Source organism: Fibrobacter sp. UWR2 (assembly GCF_002210285.1).
Lineage (GTDB): Bacteria > Fibrobacterota > Fibrobacteria > Fibrobacterales > Fibrobacteraceae > Fibrobacter.
Map to the genome: position 1 here is coordinate 985,426 of NZ_MWQE01000001.1, position 18,782 is coordinate 1,004,207.

Genomic DNA, 18,782 nt, shown 5'->3' on the forward strand with positions numbered 1-18,782 from the left:
AGAGGAGGAGAAATGGTGAAATCAATTTTAAGGTTGTCTCCGTGGAATTTGCTGGCCTTGGTCGGTGCTTTTGCCTGCACAATGCTTGTCTCTTGCGGAGACGATGAAAGCGATGTCTTCCTGGCGCGCCCTAAAGCGGATTCGTCTGATGTTTCGTCTTCTTCCACCCAATCATCCTCGTCTTCGGACAGGTATTCTTCGAGTGTGAGGTCTTCTTCGTCGGTCACACCGCAGTCGAGCTCAAGCGAGACAAGGGTGTCTAGTAGCAGTTCCGAAATTTCTTCTAGTTCGTATAGCAGTAGTATAAGCGTGGCTTATGTGGAACCTTGTAGAGGCGAGGGCTTTGACGATTGCGAATATGGAACTTTGATTGATGACCGTGATGGACAATCCTACAAGACCGTGAAAATTGGTGATGTGTGGTGGATGGCCGAGAATCTGAATTTTGCTTATTTGTGGCCGACCGCTAATTTGGATTCCTCCAGTTTCTGTTATGAAAATGATTTTTCGAATTGTGAGGAATATGGTCGCTTGTATATGTGGAGTGCCGCGATGGACAGTGCTGCTGTTTATAGCGATGACGGCATAGGATGCGGGTATATTCACGGTTGCAATCCCGCTGAGAGGGTGCAGGGTGTTTGCCCTCAGGGTTGGCATGTGCCTACACGGACGGAATTTAATGTTCTTTATGAATCCGTAGGCGGTAAGGATGCTAAGCGAAAATTGATGACTGTCGATGAATGGAGCAGTTGCGGTACTGGGTGTACTGATGCTTACGGATTCTCTGTTCGACCTGCAGGTCTCTTTAATGACAGCCTCACATACTACAAATACTTGGGCGATAATGCGCTGTTTTGGAGTTCTACTCCGGTACAAAATGGAAATTCAACCTCTACTGCCTTTTATTTGTACCTTAATTTCTACGCGGGATTTAGTTACTACGACGATGATGGCGCTAATCGCGCGTACTCCGTTCGTTGCATTAAGGACGAGGACTAATGCTTTCTTCCCGCTTGCCTAAAGATCTTTCTCCGTCGCCGTTCTTTGCCGAACTGGAACGCGCAAAGGCGAGTGCGAAAAAGGATGCTGCCGAGGGTGGGCTCCCGTTCATCGACATGACGGTAAGTTCGCCAGTAAAGGCGGGCTTGCCGATTGACATGGATGTAGCGGTGGAGGAATCTCGCAAGGATTTCGGTTGCTGGAATCCGGATGCGGCGGGCTGGAAGTCTGCGCGCGAGGCGGTGGTGGAATATTACCGCGAACGTGGTGGCAACTTTGATGCGGGCCAGATTATCCTTACCGCGAGTACGAGCGAGGCCTATAGCGTCTTGTTCAAGGCATTCTGCGACCCGGGCGACGTAATCCTCACGCCGATGCCGGGCTACCCGCTGCTTGATACGCTAGCGCAGCTAGAACATTTGGAATGTGCACCGTACTTTTTAAGTCTTAAACGGGAGAATAAAAAAAAGATCCCCGCCTGCGCGGGGATGACATCGGGCGTGGATTTTCGATTCATACTCGATACCGACAGCCTGCTGGCTGCTCCCGAGAAAGCGAAAATTCTGCTGCTCGTTTCACCGCATAATCCGACGGGCCATTGCATCTCGCGCGAGGAATGGAACGAAGCGGTCCGTTTCTGTGAAGAGAACAATTTGATTCTCGTGGTGGACGAAGTTTTTGGCGACTATGCTTTCTCTGACAAAGTAAAGCGCAGTTGGGAGTATGGGTCCTATCGCATCGACGAAGCCTCTCTTCAGGAAGACTCTGCGAATTCTGATGGTCCCAAGTGCCCCATTTTCTGGCTGAACGGCCTCAGCAAGGCTGTGGGTTCTCCGCAACTCAAATTGGGCTGGATGGCATTCTATGCCCCGCGAGAACAGTTCGAACCTATCCGTGCGGCCCTCGAGTTTGTGGAAGATGCGTACCTGAGTGTATCCGCTCCGGCACAGGCGCTGGGGACTTCGCTCCTCAAACAGTCTGCCGCCTACGAGGCCCGCGTCAAGGAACGCCTGCAGCAAAACTGGCAGACCCTGCGTGAATCCTTCCCGGCAAAGTACTGCCCTGAGGTTCTCGGCGGCTGGTATGCGGTTATCCGCCTGGGGGAGGATGACGAGGAACTCACGTTCCGCCTGCTTCGTGAAAAGCATGTGCTGGTGCAGCCCGGGTTCTTCTTCGACTTCGATGAAGACGGCTGGGTCGTGATCTCGCTCCTGCAGGAACCGTCGCTGTTTAAGGAAGCGGTGGAGAGAATTTTGTATATTACACGCGGAAATTGAACAGGTTTTATCGTGGCTGACAAGAAAAAGATTTTGCTCATCAACTGGCGCGACATCAAGAACCCGGAAGCGGGCGGCGCCGAACTGTACTTTCACGAGATTTTCAAGCGCATCAACGCCCGCAACTACGAGGTGACCGTCCTTTCGCATAGCGTGAAGGGCCTGCCTGCCGAAGAAGTGGTCGACGGCATGCGCACCATCCGCACGGGCAACAAGTTCCTGTTCAACTACACGGCGCACCGCTATGCCCGCAAGCATCAGCACGAATACGACCTCATCGTGGAAGACCTGAATAAGATTCCGTTCTTCACGCCTTGCAACACGAAGGTCAAGCGCCTCCACATGGTGATGCATTTTTTCCGCAAGTCGATTTTCCGCGAGGCGTTCTTCCCGATGGCGCTTTACGTGTACCTGATGGAACGTGCTGTGGCGCTCTTCTACAAGAACGAGAACTTCCTCGCCATTTCGCAGAGCACTGCCGACGAGATTGTCGACATGGGCATCAAGGCCAAGTGGATCGAGGTGGTGGAGCCGGGCATCGATACGGAGTACTTCCACCCGACCGAAAAGAAGGCTGACCCTCCGGTGATTTCTTATGTGGGGCGCCTCATGAAGTACAAGAATGCGCAGTTTGTTATCAACGCCATGCCGCGCCTCCGCGAACTGGTACCGGGCATAGTGCTCGAAGTTGCCGGTGGTGGCGACTACCGCGGCGAGCTTGAAAAGCTGGTGGACAAGCTTGGCGTGCGTGACTCCGTAAAGTTCCTCGGGCGCGTTTCCGAAGACGAAAAACGTGACCTCCTGAGCAGGTCTTCGCTGTTCATCAACCCCTCCTTCAAGGAAGGCTGGGGCATCAATAACATCGAGGCGAACCTCTGCGGCACGATTTCGATGAGCAACAACGTCGCTGGCCTCAAGGATTCCGTGGTGGACGGCGTGACTGGCCTCCTGTATGAGAACGACGACCCCGAGGGCTTCTGCCAGAAGGCTGCGGCCGTGTTGCACGACAGGAACCGCCTCTCCGAGCTCGAACACAACGCCTGCGAGCGCGCCTTGACCATGAGCTGGGACGCTATGGCCGAAAAAATGGAAAAAGTTATTGAAAAAGCGCTGAATTAGCGATTTTTGACAGAAAATTTTGTTAAATTTCCGCGCGTGATTGCCCCTTGCGGTTTATCGTTGCGGCGAAAACTGCCTTGCTCCAATTTCCTGAGCCGGACTAGGTCCGCTGGATAGGAGCCCTCCTGGCCGTCAAGCTTCCATAGAAGCGCTATTAAGATGGCCCTAAACAACACACACATGCAATCACCCCTTCGGCGGGTCTTTTCCAGCCTTCCGATGTGGCCAACCCTTACTTATGAGGTGCCCAGATGGAAAACTACATCGCAATTGCTCTGTCGCTCGTCGCAGTGATTTTGAGCATCGTTATCCTGACTAAGGTTAACAAGATTCTCGACAATCTCCATACTCCGATTGTTAAAAAGCTCACCCCGGACATGAACTTGAAGCCGAATTCCCGCCGCCCCGTCGGTGCCCAGGAAATGGCTCAGCGCGGTGACCGTAATAACAAGGACCATGGCAAGGATCGTCAGAATAATAAGGACGCTCGCGGTGACAAGCAGGCCCAGCCTGCCCAGAATCGTGACCGCAACGAACAGCGCTCTGATCGTGGCCAGCGCCGTGACCGCCGTGAAGGCCGTCCCGACCGTCCGCGCCGCGAATTCAATAAGCCGGCCGAAGCTACTGCTCCTGCAGCTGCCGAAGCCCGCCGCCCGCTCGCTCCGCGTATCCCGGTTGAAACCCCGGCTGCCCCCGCAGTCGAGGCCGCTCCCGCTGTTGCCGCTCCTGCCGCTGCTGAAGTTGCCCCGGTCGAAACGACTTTCGACCCGAGCAAGGTCCGCTATGGCCGCCGCAACGTGATCAAGAAGGCTCCCGAACTCGCTGACGAAGCCTAATTCCGCGGAAAATTGCGAAATTAAAAATCCCTCGGCTCTGCCGAGGGGTTTTTAATTTATATGTGCCTAGGACTCGCGTGTCATGTTCACGCTTTTTGAACCTGCGGTCTAGAACTTCTCGTCGTAACGGTCGTCGAATCCTTCGTCGTACTCGTTGTCGTAATCGTCTTGGTCGGGGAACCCGGTTTCAAGTTCCGTATAGCTCGGCTCCTCGATGGCGACCACCTCGACCTCGAACGTGAGGTCCTTGCCGGCGAAGGGGTGGTTCCCGTCTACGAGTACGGAATCGCGGTAAATCTCCTTTACCGTATAGATGCCGTCGCTCTCGTCCTTGTCGAGGTTCAGGTCTTCGATGAATTCGTCGGGTGTCTCGGGTAATTGGAATTCGCGGATGTCATCGTCTTGGAACATCTCGAGTTCCATTCCGATCCAGAGTTCGCCGACCTCCTGCAGTTCCGACTTGGGAACCTTCATGATGAGGTCGTCGCGGTATACGCCGTACCCGAGGTTGGCAGGAATATCGACGGAAAATTTTTCGCCAAGTTTCCTTCCGGCAAGGGCGGCTTCAAGCCCCGGAATGATGTTGTTGTAGCCGTGAATGTACACGAACGGGTGAGTTGGCTGTATCTCTTCCAGGATGCGGCCGCTCTTTTCCATGAGTACGTAGGCTATACTGACCTTGGTCTTGTCTTCGATGACTTCCATACGGGGGGCAAATATATTAAATTTTCCTCCATGCTTTACGGAATCTGTTCTGATATTCATTCCAACGCAACGGCTTTTGAGGCTGTGCTGCAGTCCATGGAAGATAACAAGGTCGAAAGGCGCGTGTGCCTGGGTGACCTGGTGGGCTACGGTGCGGACCCTGACGAATGTGTGAAATTGGCCCGCGACAATATGGACTTGTGCTTGATTGGCAACCACGATAGCGTAGCTATCAAGTATGAATCGAGCGTAGGGTTCAACCCGTATGCCAAGCAGGCTATCGACTGGACGCAGGCGCACTTGAGCGATGAATCCGCGGAATACCTGAAGGCTTTGCCGTATATCCGCGAAGAAAACGACATTACGTTTGTGCATGCATCGCCGCTTTCTCCGGCGGACTGGGTGTACGTGACCGATCTCGAGGAGGCCCTTGATGCCTTCGACCATTTCCGCGGCACGTACTGCTTTATCGGGCATACGCATAGCCCCGTGATCGTGGCTAGCCGCCCGATGGCCATTCCCAAGATTCTCGATGAGTACGAATATACCATTGCCAATACGGAACGCCTGCTGGTGAACGTGGGCAGCGTGGGCCAGCCGCGTGACCGCGACTGCCGTGCCAGTTGGTGCCTGCTCGATACCGAGACGAAGTGTGTCCGCATTATCCGCGTGGAATACGACGTTTTCCGCACGCAGGAACGCATGCGAAAGGCCGGTATGCCCGAATTCCTTATCGAACGCCTGAGTGTGGGCCGCTAGCCCCATGAAATGGGTTCTTGCAGTTTTCGGTAAGGCCGGCTCGCCGTTCGTTGCGGACGAGGTGGACAAGTACGTGAAACGCCTGCGTGGGGGAGTGTATCCGCTGGAAGTGGTGGAACTGAAGGAATCAAAACTGGATGACCGCTTGCAGTCGCTTGCCCAGGAGGCAGCCCTGTTCGAGAAAAAATTTCCCAAGTCGGAATACCGCCGTGTTATTTTGTCTGAAGAAGGCAAGCTTATGGACACGGTGAAACTCTCGGACACGCTCCGCGACCGCTTCCCGGGGAATATCGTGTTTTTGATCGGGTCGGCCTACGGCATCGACGAGAACCTGAAAAAGACGGCGGATTTGCTGCTTTCGCTTTCTCCACTTACGTTTACGCACGACCATGCCCGCGTGCTTTTTGCCGAACAGCTCTACCGCGTGCAGATGGTGATGCAGAACCACCCATATCATCACAGGTGACCGCACGGGCTAAGTTCGGGTATTGAATTGCTCCGGTTTGCCCGTGCTCTCGCCACCGCTCCAGCTTAACGCATGGAGCTTGTGGCTCACAGGTAATCATCGTCATGGCGGGCTCGACCCGCCATCTCCCTTCATTTTTCTATATTTGCGCGCGTAAAAATCGGGATTCTTTATGAACGCAGAAATCGAGAAACGCCGCACATTCGCCATCGTCAGCCACCCGGACGCGGGTAAGACCACCATTACCGAGAAGTTCCTGTGGTATGGGAACGTGATTCGCGAGGCGGGCCACGTGCGCGCGAAGGCGAACCGTAGCTACACCGTGAGTGACTGGATGAAGATCGAACAGCAGCGTGGTATTTCGGTCTCGAGCTCCGTGCTGAACTTCCCGTTCGAAGGTTGCATGTTCAACCTCGTCGATACCCCGGGGCACCAGGACTTCTGTGAAGATACCTACCGCGCCCTGACTGCCGTGGATGCTGCCCTCGTGCTTATCGACAGCGTGAACGGCGTGGAAAAGCAGACCATCAAGCTCATGGATGTGTGCCGCATGCGCCACACCCCGATTATCACGTTCATCAACAAGATGGACCTTGATGGCCGCCATGTGTTTGACCTGCTCGACCAGATTGAAAACATTCTGCACATCAAGACGGCTCCGTTCACCCTCCCGATTGGTGTGGGTAAGCTTTTTAAGGGCGTCTATTCCATCGCCGAGAACACCTTCCACACCTTCAACAAGGAAGAAGGCCACCAGGAAATCATCCAGATGGAAGGCCCGGATGACCCGCGCCTCGTGGAAATGTGCGGCGAGAACTGGGTGAACCAGTTCAAGGAAGAATACGAGATGGTCACTGGCGGTATGGACCCGTTCGACCACGAGAAGTTCCTGAAGGGCGAGATGTGCCCCGTGTTCTTCGGTTCTGCGGTGAACAACTTCGGTGTGCGCCAGCTCTTGAACGCTTTTGCCAAGCTTGCGCCGCCCCCGATGGTGCGCGAGACCGACAAGCGCCCGGTCAAGCCGGATGAAGATGCCTTCAGCGCGTTCGTGTTCAAGATTCAGGCCAACATGGACCCCAAGCACCGCGACCGTACGGCATTCCTGCGCATCTGCTCGGGTAGCTTTACCCGCGGCGAGAAGGTCTATCACGTGCGTACGGGCAGGGACATCCGCCTGGCTGCCCCGACGGCGTTCCTCGCGAAGGACAAGGAAGTCATCGACCACGCCTGGGCGGGCGATATCGTGGGTATCAACGACCCGGGACTCTTCCGCATCGGCGATACGCTGACCGACGGCGAGAAGATGAACTTCACGGGCATCCCGGACTTCGCTCCGGAACACTTCGCCCGCGTTACCTTGTTGAACCCGCTCAAGTCTAAGCAGATGGCGAAGGGCCTTGCCGAACTTTCCGAAGAAGGTGCAACCCAGCTTTACGAACCGCTCAAGTCTGCTATCCCCGTGATTGGCGTGGTGGGTGAGCTTCAGTTCGACGTGCTCAAGTTCCGCCTGCAGAGCGAATACGGCGCCGATGTGTCGCTGGATCGCGTGCCCGCTCACGGAATCCGCTGGGTGTCTGGCCCCGAGAAGGACATGGGCAAGTTCGCCGAGGAATACGCGATGGACTGCATGATGGACAAGGAGCGTAACCTTGTCTGCTTGTTCCCGAACGAGTACCGCTTGAACCTCGCGATGAAGAATTACGAGAACCTGAAGTTCGCGGAGACCTCGCAGGGCTAAAAAACGTATTTTTTCGACGGTATTGCTCCCGGCTTAAACCGGGAGCATCTTTTTTTTGTAAAAAAATATAGTTTTACAAAAAAGGGGTCTTTTATGTTATTGGAAAAGGTTTCTTTCCGGCGTTTCCTTTGCCATGCCACTGCAACAATGGCTTTCCTTCTTGCGGCCTGCGGTGGTGATAACGGGTCGAGCAGTCCTACTGAAGGTAATGGGCCGCAACCGGTGTCTGTCGAGACGGAAACGTCCAGTGGCTTGTATAGTCAGCCCGCTGATGAAAAAGGTTCAAGTTCGATATCGTCATCCAGTAACAAGGTACTGCTAATATCGTCGTCTTCGATGGATTCTGTTCCGTCCTCATCGTCATTCGAACTGCCTAGCGTGAAGGTGGATTCAATTCTTGATTCCCGTAATGGGATGAACTACAGGACGGTTAAGATCGGTTCGCAGACTTGGATGGCCGAAAACCTGAACTACGCAACAGAGACCAGCTTATGTTATGACCATGATGTAGTCAACTGTGCTAAGTTTGGACGCCTGTATGAATGGCCTGATGTGGATACGGTATGCCCGGCAGGGTGGAAATTGCCGTCGAAAGAGGATTTCGATATCCTGCTAGAGGCCGTTGGTGGCGCGGAAATAGCGGGTAAGATGCTGCGGTCTTCCTCGGGCTGGTATAGGGAAGATGGTCTAGATGCAGTTTCGTTTACGGTGCTTCCAGCAGGAGATTGCGACGATTATAACGGATTTATGGATATATATGACGGCACGTCTTTCTGGACAAGTTCCGACGATGAATTCGGAAAAGTCCTCATATTGGGCATTTCGGATTATTCTGATGTCGCTGTCTGGCAAAACGGTACAAGAAGTGGAACTTGGTTCCCAATCCGTTGCTTGAAGAAATAATTTTTTTTGCGTTTTTCGCTTCTTTTTTCGGGAAACGGGGTGTAAATTTTCGTTTACCAATGGGCGGCGCCGTTTAGATGGCGTTGCTTCTTGTTTAGACGGCGCCGCTTCTTGTAACTGGTGGATAATAACCGCTGCGTCGTAACCATATTTTATATATTTCCTGCAAAATGGGGGCGGACTTCGCCTGCCGGATTATTTGTTTAAACTAAAAGGAACAACATGAAACGTATTACAATCGTCGCTATGGCAATTCTTGCCGCTAGTCTCGTAGCTTGCAACCAGGCTTCTGCCGGTGGTTCTTTCAACCAGCAGGCCCGCCTTGATTCTCTTGAGAAGAACTTCAACCAGCTCAAGGAAGATTTCGACGTCATTGTCTATGCTCTCGACAAGCGTGGCATTTCGCTCGACCAGGCCCGCGCCGAGATGGAAGCGGACAACAAGGTCTGGGACATCCCGGATGACAACAGCCCGATTTTCGGCAACACCAAGGACCCGAAGCTCACGATTGTTGAATTCACCGAATTCCAGTGCCCGTACTGCTCCCGCATCGCTCCTGTGATGAAGGAACTCAACCAGAAGTACCCGGACAAGATCAAGTTCGTCTACAAGCACTTCCCGCTCAGCTTCCACTCCAATGCCAAGGCTGCTGCCGCCGCTTCTATCGCTGCGCAGAACCAGGGCAAGTTCTGGGAATTCCGCTACGCTCTCGCTCCGCATAGCCGTGAACTCTCCGACTCCACCTACATTGCCATCGCTACCGAAATTGGCCTCGACGTCGAAAAGTTCAAGAAAGAGATGGTTCTCGATTCCGCCATGGAAGCCCGCATCGACAAGGACTTCCAGTTGGGCGTGAAGGTCGGCGTGCAGGGCACCCCGAACTTCTACATCAACGGCAAGCGCCAGGACCGCTTCTCTCCGGACCTGGTCGAAAAGATGCTCAAGGAAGCCAAGTAGTGTTTTCAGGCGTGCACGCATTTTTCGCGGGCGCGCCTTCGAATTATTTGATAAAAGTTTAAATTCAAGAGAAACAAACAACAAACAAGGAACGACAATATGATCAAGCAAACATTGAAAGTCGCGTCTCTCATCCTTCTGGGTGCTAGCGTGGCTGCAATGGCTCAGCCGAAGAAGCCGAAGACGGTCGTCTACAAGTTCTTCGACGAGCAGTATCGTCCGGGTGGTTTCGACTACTCCTACGGTGGCACCAGCAAGGGCGTGACCATCACGAAGGATGGCGGTTACAAGTCCAAGGCCGCCCTGAACATCAAGCTGGACCCGAAGGAATACTCCGGTGCATCTATCTGCTTGTACAACGAATTCTTCGACCTGAACAAGTACATGCTTGATTCCAAGGTCGAATTCATGATCAAGGGCAAGCATGGCGGCGAAGCCGTTAAGGTCGGTCTCCTTGATGAAGAAGTTAGCGACGGCAAGAAGACGCAGGTCGTGCTCCCGATGAACAAGTACATCGAGGGCGGTGCCGTCACGACGGACTGGAAGAAGGTTTCCATTCCTCTCGTGGACTTCCCGGACCGCGGTCTCTACTGGGACAACACCCGCAAGTCCGAATTCCCGGCCCGTATCGACTGGGACAAGATTGCAGAAATCCGTTTCTCCATCGACAAGAGCGGCGCATCTGATTTCGAAATCTGGGTGGACAACATCGAAATCGTGAAGGGCAACAAGAAGGCTGCCCCGAAGAAGCAGATTGTCTACTGGGATGAAAACAACGACGTCATCGACGGCCCGAAGAACCCCGAAAAGCTCGACGGCAAGGTCAAGCCGGTGGCTAACGGTACGTTCTACTCCGACGGCCTCAAGGGCTTCAGCTACAGCTACGGTGGCCTTTCTGCCCAGCGCGAAGCTCAGTCCAAGACCCCGGGCAACAAGAACGTGCTCGCCCTCTACATCGATAACAACGACTGGTCCGGCGTGACCTACTCGCTCGGTGAAGGCAAGTACATCGACCTTTCCAAGGTCCGCAACAAGGGCGGTCTCTACTTCTGGATCAAGGGTAAGCTCGGCGGCGAAAAGGTGTACGTCGGTATCCTCGACAACCAGGGCAACGACATCAAGAGCCAGACCAAGGTCAGCCTGAACGACTGGATTGCTGGCGCCAAGGTCGGCACGGATTGGAAGCTCGTGAAGATTCCTCTCAAGAAGTTCGTCGACAAGGGTAAGGCTTGGGATGCTAACAAGCAGGCCGAAGTCGCCAAGGACGTGCAGTGGAACAAGATTCAGGAAATCCGCTTCTCCGTGGGCAAGGGTGAAAACCAGGGCGAACCGGGCAAGCCGGCTCCTGTGACCATCTTTGTGGACCAGATCACCTTTACCGAAACCATCGACTGGGTTGACCCGGATATCAAGTGGGACAACTGGAAGTCTAAGGAAGCTGACCTGATTATCTCTGACTTCGAAGGCAAGTTTGCCAAGGACAAGTGGGAACCGTCTTTCGGCCCGAAGTCCAAGGCCGAAATCGAGATGCCGTACAAGAGCTCCAAGCTCGATGGCAACTCCCTCTTCATCAAGCACTTCGAAATGTCTGACTGGGTGGACTTCGTTCTTGACTTCACCAAGAACACTGCCGCTCACGATGCCAAGCTCCGCGACTGGACCAAGCACTGGGGCATTATGTTCGACGTCTACTCTGAACGTGCATGGCAGTCCATCACGGTCCAGGTCGGTGACGCCGGCAACGAGCTCTTCGTGTCCAACACCGGTGTGCCGCGTGGCCGTACCACTGTGATCGTGCCGTTCCGCACCTTCAGCAAGTTCCCGTACTACCAGCCGCCTAACGCCAAGGAAAACGGCGTGTTCGACCTCAAGAACGTCGTTTCTATCGACTTCAAACCGGGTGGAGAAGGCTCTAACGGTAGCTTCGAAATCGATAACATCAAGCTCACCAACCAGCGCGAAGTCAAGGCTGCCGCTCGTCCGGCAGTCGTGAAGGTCGACGTGAAGGGTACCGGCGACGTGATCAACCCGAACATCTCGGGCGGCCTCTTCGGTATCAACGCTGCCCTCTGGGATGGCGACATGCTTGACAATCCGAAGTTCAAGGTCCAGACCCGCGACTTCGTGAAGCGCATCAACCACGGCATCATCCGTTACCCGGGTGGTCTCCGTGCCGATGACGACCACTGGAAGGAAATCCTCGACAACCACGACTGGATGGTCGATACCGACGAATTCCTCGAATGGCTCAAGAAGACCGGCTCCAACGCCATGTTCACTGTCAACTTCGGTTCCGGCACCGAACAGGAAGCCGCTGCCTGGGTGAAGCACACGAACATCGACAAGAAGGCCGGCATCAAGTACTGGGAAATCGGTAACGAAGTCTACGGTAACTGGCACCCGTACTACGAAAAGTACGGTAAGGACGGCGGTACCATCTATGGTAAGCGCGCCCGCAAGTTCATCGAAGCCATGAAGAAGGTTGACCCGACCATCAAGGTGGCGGTGCTCGGCGTTCTCGACGGCCAGTGGAACGACAACGTGCTCAAGGAAACCGGTGACATTGCCGACGGTATCATTGTTCACCACTACCCGCAGCACTTCGGTGAAGAAAATGACTTCGCCATGCTCAGCGCCCCGCAGGACCTCGTGCCTATCTACAGCCGCCTGCACAAGCTCGTGGACAAGTGGACCAAGCACTTCAACAAGGACAAGAAGTTCGAACTCTGGCTCACCGAATGGAACTCCGTGGACTTCAACCCGGGTCCGCAGACCATCGCTCTCGAAAACGGCCTGTTCGTTGCTGACTACCTCGCTATGCTCGCCACCGAAAACGTGGACAACGCACAGTACTGGGACATCCACAACGACATCACTCCGGAAGGCGGTGACTACGGTTACCTGACCCGTTCTGCAGAAGACTGCATGAACTGCCCGCGCCCGAGCTTCTGGGCATTCCAGATGGCTTCTGACGCTCTCCGCGGCAAGCTCCTCAAGACCGTGATTACCGGTGACAAGGAATCGCTCATCACGACCTACTACACCGAGAACGGCAAGAAGAAGAGCCTCCTCGTGATCAACAAGAGCCCGTACAGCGACTACGAACTCAAGCTCGATATTCCGGGCTTCAAGGGCAAGGCCACTGTCCAGACGCTTGACAAGAGCTCCGAAAAGCTCAAGGAAGGCTGGGCAAACGATCCGTCCAAGAAGGCCAAGAAGGGTGTTGACGTGAGCAAGCCGATCAAGGTCGGCAAGCGCACCATCACGCTCATCACGATTGAGTAATCGCTAAAGCGCGAACGAAAATCGCCTCGCCGGAATCCCCGGCGGGGCTTTTTGTATATTGGGGCTATGCAAGTTTGTATAAATTGCAGAAAGGTGTTTTGCCTGTTGCTCCTTGTGCTCTGTGCCGAAGGCTTCTGTTCCTGCTATACGGACGGGTGCATTTGCAGGTTTGCGCCCTCGACCGGGTATGGAACGGTCCCTTCCGGAAAGCATGAATTGTACTTTGGCGAGCCGATAGGCATGTCAAAACCGGGGTATTACATTGTCCTCGGAAATTACATGTACGATGACAAGGTGCGCGGAACCTTCTTTGCGTATTTGCCGTTGTCCGGGAATGAAGCGGAGGTGAGTTTCATGCAGGCGCTAGTTTCGGGATATTATATGGACCAGTGGACGGCGGATACTCTCCAGGCTAGGGAAAAATCGATTGAAAAGATGCACCCGCAGCTGCAAAAGGCCTGCAAGAAGAAGACTGAATTTCCCGAGGAACTCGTAGCCCTGATGAAAACGTTCTTCGAAAGGAACAGCATGTCTATTGTGGGGGCCTGGGGCGGTGCCGAAGAAGGCGGACTCCACATTGTACGCGTAGATGAAAATCAGAACCGCACGTTCCTAGATGTATTGCACCTGTATTATCTTGAACGGTGGTTCGAACCGAAGGAACTCATCAAGGATTATTTTACGCTGTACAAGGGCGTAAAGGCAACCTTGGAAAGAATTTCGGGCGTGTGCAAGGTTGTGTGTAATGGATACGAATGTTCGCTTGAGGGGTTTTAATATGCGCAGGCTTGTGGCTATAATGTTCCTGATGGCAGGGCTTGCCTGCGCCGAGACTTCGTGGTTCTTTGCGCCGGAGGGCCAGAAGGATGCCCCGGTTAGCGTGAACTTCAGGAAGAACGCCCTAGACGGAATTTTCTCGCAGGCAAAAATCGATTGGGACGGCGACGGGCTTTATATTTTCCGCGAGAGGGGAGATTCTCTCCGGCTGATTGTTGTCGCGAAAGGCGGGGAGGCTGTGCTGTACCAGAAGCCCAGCCAGAAGGAATCGCGCTGGCGTAACCCCGAGGCGTACCTCAGGGAGCGCGAAGGCCTGATGGGCTACAGTGATTTTGAAAAATGCGTGGAGCGCTTTACGCTTGATTCTGCATCGTATGATGAAATCGAGGGCTTGCCGCTGGCAGATTTCCCGGTAATAATCCCCACGAAGGCGGATTCCGCAAAAGCTTTCCATTACGAGGTCAATACTTTGCAGATGCCTCTCTATCTCGGTTACAAGAAGGAGGGGGAGCGGGTGCAGTATTTTGCCTTCAGGGATTTCCGGATCGGGTCGCAGAAATTAAACTACCCGCTGGATGCTGTTGAGCAGGGCCTGAAAAAGCTGGATGCATTGCTTTTCAACAGGAGGGCCGCGAGATGCGAATGAGAATCCTCCTGCTGTTGATAACGCTCTCGCTTGCCTCGTGCTATGTGCTGTTGCCGCGCACGAATATCCGTGACGGTTTTACGCCGGCTCGGGGCTTGCTGACATCGGAAAACGTGAAGTTGCAGTTCTTTTGGGAACTCGGTGTGGTGGTACGTACAAACGAGAACCTGTACCTGCGGGATGGCTACGGGAACAAGGACCTGCTTGTCGGCGCTGTCAACGGGACGAACGCAAAGAAACGGGTCCTTCCGATGGAATTGTGCGGAGATGTCGGCGTGTCGATTGAACCCTCGAAGGAGGGAACCTTCGATGCGAAATGCGTCTGGAGAATAGACGGCTGGCACGATGTCAATAAGATAGACTATCTTGTTGACAAAGCCTTCTTCAGGGCGGTTTTCACGAAGGTGATTGGCAAGGAATTGCACATCTATTATTCCGGCGATTCGCTCTTGGAAACACCGGACCCTGCTGTCGTTCAACGGAAACTGACGCCGGAGGAATCGAAGAAAATTCATGCGGAGTTCGAGGAAAGGAGCGTTGGTACGCCTGCACATGGAACCTTTATTAACGAGATGGTATTCCCGCTGGATATGCCGGTCTATACCATCACGTACCACAGGAATGTCAAGGGTTTCAAGGGCTATGAGCCCCTGAAGTTGGATGCTTCTGAATTGCCGCTAGAGCATTTCGACTTGCCGTAGTTTTGTCTTTGACTTCGGTTACCGTTCCAGCCTGAAGTACACTGCGCCGAGCGGCGGGGCTTTTTGTATATTGGGGCTATGCAAGTTTGTATAAATTGCAGAAGGGTGTTCTGCTCGTTGCTCTTTATTTTCTTAATCTCGACAACGGCTTTTGCCGCTGGTGATTTTGACCTAGAAAAGGACGTCGCCTTGTCCAGGGCAAATCAGAAATTCCGACAGATGGTGGCGGAAGCTCTCGAAAAAGATTGTGTTGAACAGCTTGTGCAGATAGAGCGTGATGCAGCGGCTTTTGCTGACAGCGTGGGATATTCCAAGGATTTGTTTCACGATAACGAAGTTATTCTGGTACGTTTTTTGGAAAAGGATTATGCGTTTATTGCCAATGTGGATTCCGTAAGTAAGTATGAATCTTCACCCAGCAACTATGACCGCTTTGGGGATGCGCTGAAGGCGTATTTTAGAAAGCGGATGGTTTCGGGGGAACTTGAAGGCTTGCTGGCGCCGATTCCAGATGCAAGCGACCGCGCCTTTGCAAGAATTGTGATTGCACGTTGCATGAACGTCTCGCGCCAGGAATTGAGCGAGATGATAGAAAAGTATACCGACGACTTGACCAACGAAAATCAGTTGCGCTATCTTGTCCAGAGATTCTGGCACAAGGAAGGCTACGACTTGGAAAGCTATGCGTGTGCCGCAGTGGGCGTATCGTACAATATGATGCTCGGCGATGTGTCGAAACGTCTTGACGATGGTCTGGGGGTTACTGCGGATTTGGATTATGTTCGCAACAACATCCTTTTTGAATTGCGGCTTGCTGTTGATTTGAATAGATATACTGGCGAAGAAGAATTGAACTTTACCGGTGGTGGTTTTGGTGTCGATGTCGGTGCGACCGTATTCCATACGGATAGGTTCTTCTTGCGGCTTTATGCCGGGATAGGCCTCGGAATTAACGAACTGAGGTGGGATGAGGACACCTTCGAGGATGCGCTTTCGCCGGTGTTCGGGGCTGGCGCATTAGTGGACATGTACGTTAATACTACAGGTTCTGCCCGTTTTGGGTTACGCATCAGAAGTGGCATCAGGAATGTGGGAGCTGGCCCTCTTGATATTTCGTCGGGCGCAAATTTCTACATGACGGTATCCTTTGTATTGCTCGAAACAAGATACAAGGAGTTTGAATACAAGTATCCCGAAGCGAAAAAGTAGATTTGTTGTAAGGACTTGAGTGATTTATGCGTCAAAAAAAACGGTTCAGTTGAACTGAACCGTTTTTAAGTTAGATCCTCGCCTTCGCGGGGAATATAAACTAGCGTTCGAGCTTGAAGTACACGGCTGCAAGCGGCGGCAACTGGATGCTCAGGCTCCACTGGCGGTTTTGCCACGGGATGTCCTGCGTCCAGACTTCGCCGAAGTTCCCGACGTTGGAACCGCCGAACATTTCGGAATCCGTGTTGAAGATTTCCTTCCAGGCGCCGCGAGTCGGGGCTCCAAGGCGGTAGTCGTTGCGGACCACCGGCGTGAAGTTGAACACGCACAGAATCTGGTTTCCGTGATCGTCCTTGCGAACAAAGCTCACGATGGAATTGTCCGCGTCGTCGCACCAGATCCACTCGAAACCGGTGTAGTAGTGGTCGATTTCCCAGAAGGGCGCGTTTTCCTTGTAAAGGTGGTTCAGGACCTTCATCATCTGGAGGAGCTTGCCGTGGCTATCCCAGCTGATAAGGTGCCAGTCGAGCGAACGCTTCTCGTTCCATTCGCGGAACTGGCCGAAATCGTTGCCCATGAAGTTGAGTTTTTTGCCCGGGTGCGCATACTGGAAGGCATAGGTGAGACGCAGGTTCGCAAACTTCTGCCAGTTGTCGCCGGGCATCTTGCCGAGCATTGAACCCTTGCCGTGCACCACTTCGTCGTGGCTGAAAACCTGGATGAAGTTTTCGCTGTAGGCGTACACCATGCTGAATGTAAGCTGGTTGTGGTGGTACTTGCGGTGGATGGGTTCGTGTTCGATGTAACTTAAGAAGTCGTTCATCCAGCCCATGTTCCACTTGTAATGGAAGCCAAGGCCGCCCTGCTCCGGCGGGCGCGTAATGCTCGGGAAGCTTGTGGATTCTTCGGCAATGAGGATGGCGTGCGGCGTGAGGCGACCCATGATGCTGTTCAGGTGCTTCAGGAACTCGAGCGTATCGTAGTTGATGTTGCCGCCGTCCTTGTTCGGCACCCACTGGCCGGGGCCCTTGCCGTAGTCGAGGTAGAGCATGGATGCCACAGCGTCCACACGCAGGCCGTCGCAGTGGAATTCCTTGAGCCAGTACATCGCGTTTGCAATGAGGAAGTTCTTGACTTCGTTGCGGCCCAGGTTGAAGATGTATGTGCCCCAGTGCGGATGTTCGCCCTGGCGCGGGTCGGCATGCTCGTAGCAGGCGGTGCCATCGAAGCGGCCAAGCGCGTGAGCGTCCTTGGGGAAGTGTGCCGGAACCCAGTCGAGAATCACGCCGATTTCGTTCTGGTGGCAAAGGTCCACAAAGTGGCGGAACTGGTCGGGCGTACCGTAGCGGCTCGTGGGGGAGTAGTACCCGGTCACCTGGTAGCCCCAGGATTCGTCGAGCGGGTGTTCCGCGAGCGGCAGAAATTCTACGTGGGTGTAGCCCATCTCCTTGAGGTAGGGGATAAGCGTTTCGGAAAGTTCGTCCCAGTTGAGGAAGCGGTCGGGATTAGCCGGGTCGCGCCTCCAGGAACCCGCATGGACTTCGTAAATATTCATCGGAGATCCGAAAACCTTCGTTGCCCAGTGCGTCTTCATGTAGAGGTCGTCACCCCATTCGTAGCCGTCGAGGTGAGTGGTGATGGAGGCGGTTGCCGGGCGGACTTCGCTGAGCTTTGCGAGCGGGTCCACCTTCACATGCAGGTTGCCATCGGCGCCGTGAATCTCGAAGCGGTAGAGTTCGCCTTCGCCGAGGTTCGGGATAAATATTTCCCAGATGCCCGAACTGCCGAGCATGCGCATCTGGTGACGCCTGCCGTCCCAGCTGTTGAAACTGCCGACGACGGAAACGGATTTTGCGTTCGGAGCCCATACGGCGAACTGCACGCCCTTGAATCCCTGGTGCTCCACGAGGTTTGCGCCCAGCTTGCGGTAGAGCTCGTAGTGCGTACCGGTAGAAATCAGGTGGCGGTCGAATTCGCTAAGAACGGGCTGGAAGGCGTAAGGGTCGGTCAGCGTGTATTCGTTCTTGTCGCCCTGCTTGATGATGAGGTTGTAGAAGAACGGCTCGTAGTCCATGTCCAGGATGGCTTCGAAGAACCCGGTATCGCCGAGCTTTACAAAATCAAACTCCACTTCGCCGTCGCACGATTCCCCACGAACAAAGGATGCCTGCGGTTGGTATGTGCGGATGACGGTCTTGATTCCCTTGTCTGTTTCGAGCGGGTGGATGCCGAGAATAGAGAACGGGTCTCTTGTGTCAAAGTTCCATATGGCCTGCATGTTTTCTGCGGTAAGGCTAGTAAAGTCGTTCCAATCCATACAATCTCGCTTGTAAATAGTTTTTTTAGATATATATATATAAAAAAATGCGATAGGGAAGGGACAGGAGAAAGAAATGAATAGTCTA

General features: G+C 53.8%; 16 protein-coding genes. 14 read left to right on the forward strand and 2 right to left on the reverse strand.

Translation table 11 applies throughout. The annotated features are described in order from the left end of the window. The first annotated feature begins 12 nt into the window (after positions 1–12). The 4 genes from B7994_RS03925 (at position 13) to B7994_RS03945 (ending at position 4,231) form a co-directional block, all read left to right on the forward strand. Complete coding sequence (locus B7994_RS03925; protein WP_088637145.1) at positions 13–999, forward strand: fibrobacter succinogenes major paralogous domain-containing protein; 987 nt, start codon at positions 13–15, stop codon at positions 997–999. Continuing rightward, entirely contained in the window at positions 999–2,276 is a 1,278-nt protein-coding gene (locus tag B7994_RS03930) for a pyridoxal phosphate-dependent aminotransferase (protein ID WP_088637146.1), read from the forward strand. The genes B7994_RS03925 and B7994_RS03930 overlap by 1 nt, the downstream gene beginning before the upstream one ends. A 12-nt stretch (positions 2,277–2,288) precedes the next feature. Further along, positions 2,289–3,395 (forward strand): glycosyltransferase family 4 protein, encoded by a 1,107-nt coding sequence (locus tag B7994_RS03935; protein ID WP_158213068.1) that lies wholly within the window; start codon positions 2,289–2,291, stop codon positions 3,393–3,395. 251 nt (positions 3,396–3,646) lie between these two features. Further along, on the forward strand, positions 3,647–4,231 hold the full coding sequence (locus B7994_RS03945; RefSeq protein ID WP_088637149.1) for a hypothetical protein: 585 nt from the start codon (positions 3,647–3,649) through the stop codon (positions 4,229–4,231). A gap of 108 nt (positions 4,232–4,339) precedes the next feature. Here B7994_RS03945 and B7994_RS03950 read toward each other — a convergent pair whose 3' ends face one another. Beyond that, a complete protein-coding gene (locus tag B7994_RS03950) occupies positions 4,340–4,936 on the reverse strand; it encodes a peptidylprolyl isomerase (RefSeq protein ID WP_088637150.1) in 597 nt (198 codons plus the stop codon). A 30-nt stretch (positions 4,937–4,966) separates the two neighbouring features. Here B7994_RS03950 and B7994_RS03955 point away from each other — a divergent pair, with 30 nt between their 5' ends. The 10 genes from B7994_RS03955 (at position 4,967) to B7994_RS04000 (ending at position 16,377) form a co-directional block, all read left to right on the forward strand. After that, positions 4,967–5,695 carry a metallophosphoesterase gene (locus B7994_RS03955; protein ID WP_088637151.1) on the forward strand — a complete coding sequence of 243 codons (729 nt, stop codon included), beginning with the start codon at positions 4,967–4,969 and terminating at the stop codon, positions 5,693–5,695. Positions 5,696–5,699: 4 nt separating this feature from the next. Then, a complete protein-coding gene (locus B7994_RS03960) occupies positions 5,700–6,161 on the forward strand; it encodes a 23S rRNA (pseudouridine(1915)-N(3))-methyltransferase RlmH (RefSeq protein ID WP_088637152.1) in 462 nt (153 codons plus the stop codon). Between the two features lie 172 nt (positions 6,162–6,333). Further along, the gene (locus tag B7994_RS03965) at positions 6,334–7,899 is read left to right on the forward strand and encodes a peptide chain release factor 3 (protein WP_088637153.1); all 1,566 of its coding nucleotides are present in this window, start codon (positions 6,334–6,336) and stop codon (positions 7,897–7,899) included. A gap of 147 nt (positions 7,900–8,046) precedes the next feature. Beyond that, positions 8,047–8,802 carry a fibrobacter succinogenes major paralogous domain-containing protein gene (locus tag B7994_RS03970; protein WP_158213069.1) on the forward strand — a complete coding sequence of 252 codons (756 nt, stop codon included), beginning with the start codon at positions 8,047–8,049 and terminating at the stop codon, positions 8,800–8,802. 222 nt (positions 8,803–9,024) lie between these two features. Further along, the gene (locus B7994_RS03975; RefSeq protein WP_088637155.1) at positions 9,025–9,759 is read left to right on the forward strand and encodes a thioredoxin domain-containing protein; all 735 of its coding nucleotides are present in this window, start codon (positions 9,025–9,027) and stop codon (positions 9,757–9,759) included. Positions 9,760–9,858: 99 nt separating this feature from the next. Next, the gene (locus tag B7994_RS03980; protein WP_088637156.1) at positions 9,859–13,044 is read left to right on the forward strand and encodes a carbohydrate binding domain-containing protein; all 3,186 of its coding nucleotides are present in this window, start codon (positions 9,859–9,861) and stop codon (positions 13,042–13,044) included. A 93-nt stretch (positions 13,045–13,137) separates the two neighbouring features. After that, positions 13,138–13,821 (forward strand): hypothetical protein, encoded by a 684-nt coding sequence (locus B7994_RS03985; RefSeq protein ID WP_144063738.1) that lies wholly within the window; start codon positions 13,138–13,140, stop codon positions 13,819–13,821. 1 nt (position 13,822) lies between these two features. Then, positions 13,823–14,467 (forward strand): hypothetical protein, encoded by a 645-nt coding sequence (locus tag B7994_RS03990; RefSeq protein WP_088637158.1) that lies wholly within the window; start codon positions 13,823–13,825, stop codon positions 14,465–14,467. Next, complete coding sequence (locus tag B7994_RS03995) at positions 14,458–15,168, forward strand: hypothetical protein (RefSeq protein WP_144063739.1); 711 nt, start codon at positions 14,458–14,460, stop codon at positions 15,166–15,168. Before B7994_RS03990 ends, B7994_RS03995 begins: the two co-directional genes overlap by 10 nt. A gap of 219 nt (positions 15,169–15,387) precedes the next feature. After that, positions 15,388–16,377 (forward strand): hypothetical protein, encoded by a 990-nt coding sequence (locus tag B7994_RS04000; RefSeq protein WP_144063740.1) that lies wholly within the window; start codon positions 15,388–15,390, stop codon positions 16,375–16,377. A gap of 100 nt (positions 16,378–16,477) precedes the next feature. Here B7994_RS04000 and glgB read toward each other — a convergent pair whose 3' ends face one another. Then, entirely contained in the window at positions 16,478–18,694 is a 2,217-nt protein-coding gene (gene glgB, locus B7994_RS04005) for a 1,4-alpha-glucan branching protein GlgB (RefSeq protein ID WP_198957817.1), read from the reverse strand. Positions 18,695–18,782: the final 88 nt, after the last annotated feature.

Bases quoted from the DNA above. Each gene is read 5' to 3' on its own strand.
- B7994_RS03990 (WP_088637158.1), top strand. From the start codon at position 13,823: ATGCGCAGGCTTGTGGCTATAATGTTCCTGATGGCAGGGCTTGCCTGC.
- B7994_RS03960 (WP_088637152.1), top strand. From the start codon at position 5,700: ATGAAATGGGTTCTTGCAGTTTTCGGTAAGGCCGGCTCGCCGTTCGTT.
- B7994_RS03965 (WP_088637153.1), top strand. From the start codon at position 6,334: ATGAACGCAGAAATCGAGAAACGCCGCACATTCGCCATCGTCAGCCAC.
- B7994_RS03945 (WP_088637149.1), top strand. From the start codon at position 3,647: ATGGAAAACTACATCGCAATTGCTCTGTCGCTCGTCGCAGTGATTTTG.
- B7994_RS03955 (WP_088637151.1), top strand. From the start codon at position 4,967: ATGCTTTACGGAATCTGTTCTGATATTCATTCCAACGCAACGGCTTTT.
- B7994_RS04000 (WP_144063740.1), top strand. From the start codon at position 15,388: ATGGTGGCGGAAGCTCTCGAAAAAGATTGTGTTGAACAGCTTGTGCAG.
- B7994_RS03995 (WP_144063739.1), top strand. From the start codon at position 14,458: ATGCGAATGAGAATCCTCCTGCTGTTGATAACGCTCTCGCTTGCCTCG.
- glgB (WP_198957817.1), bottom strand. From the start codon at position 18,694: ATGGATTGGAACGACTTTACTAGCCTTACCGCAGAAAACATGCAGGCC.
- B7994_RS03975 (WP_088637155.1), top strand. From the start codon at position 9,025: ATGAAACGTATTACAATCGTCGCTATGGCAATTCTTGCCGCTAGTCTC.
- B7994_RS03925 (WP_088637145.1), top strand. From the start codon at position 13: ATGGTGAAATCAATTTTAAGGTTGTCTCCGTGGAATTTGCTGGCCTTG.
- B7994_RS03950 (WP_088637150.1), bottom strand. From the start codon at position 4,936: ATGGAAGTCATCGAAGACAAGACCAAGGTCAGTATAGCCTACGTACTC.
- B7994_RS03970 (WP_158213069.1), top strand. From the start codon at position 8,047: ATGGCTTTCCTTCTTGCGGCCTGCGGTGGTGATAACGGGTCGAGCAGT.
- B7994_RS03930 (WP_088637146.1), top strand. From the start codon at position 999: ATGCTTTCTTCCCGCTTGCCTAAAGATCTTTCTCCGTCGCCGTTCTTT.
- B7994_RS03980 (WP_088637156.1), top strand. From the start codon at position 9,859: ATGATCAAGCAAACATTGAAAGTCGCGTCTCTCATCCTTCTGGGTGCT.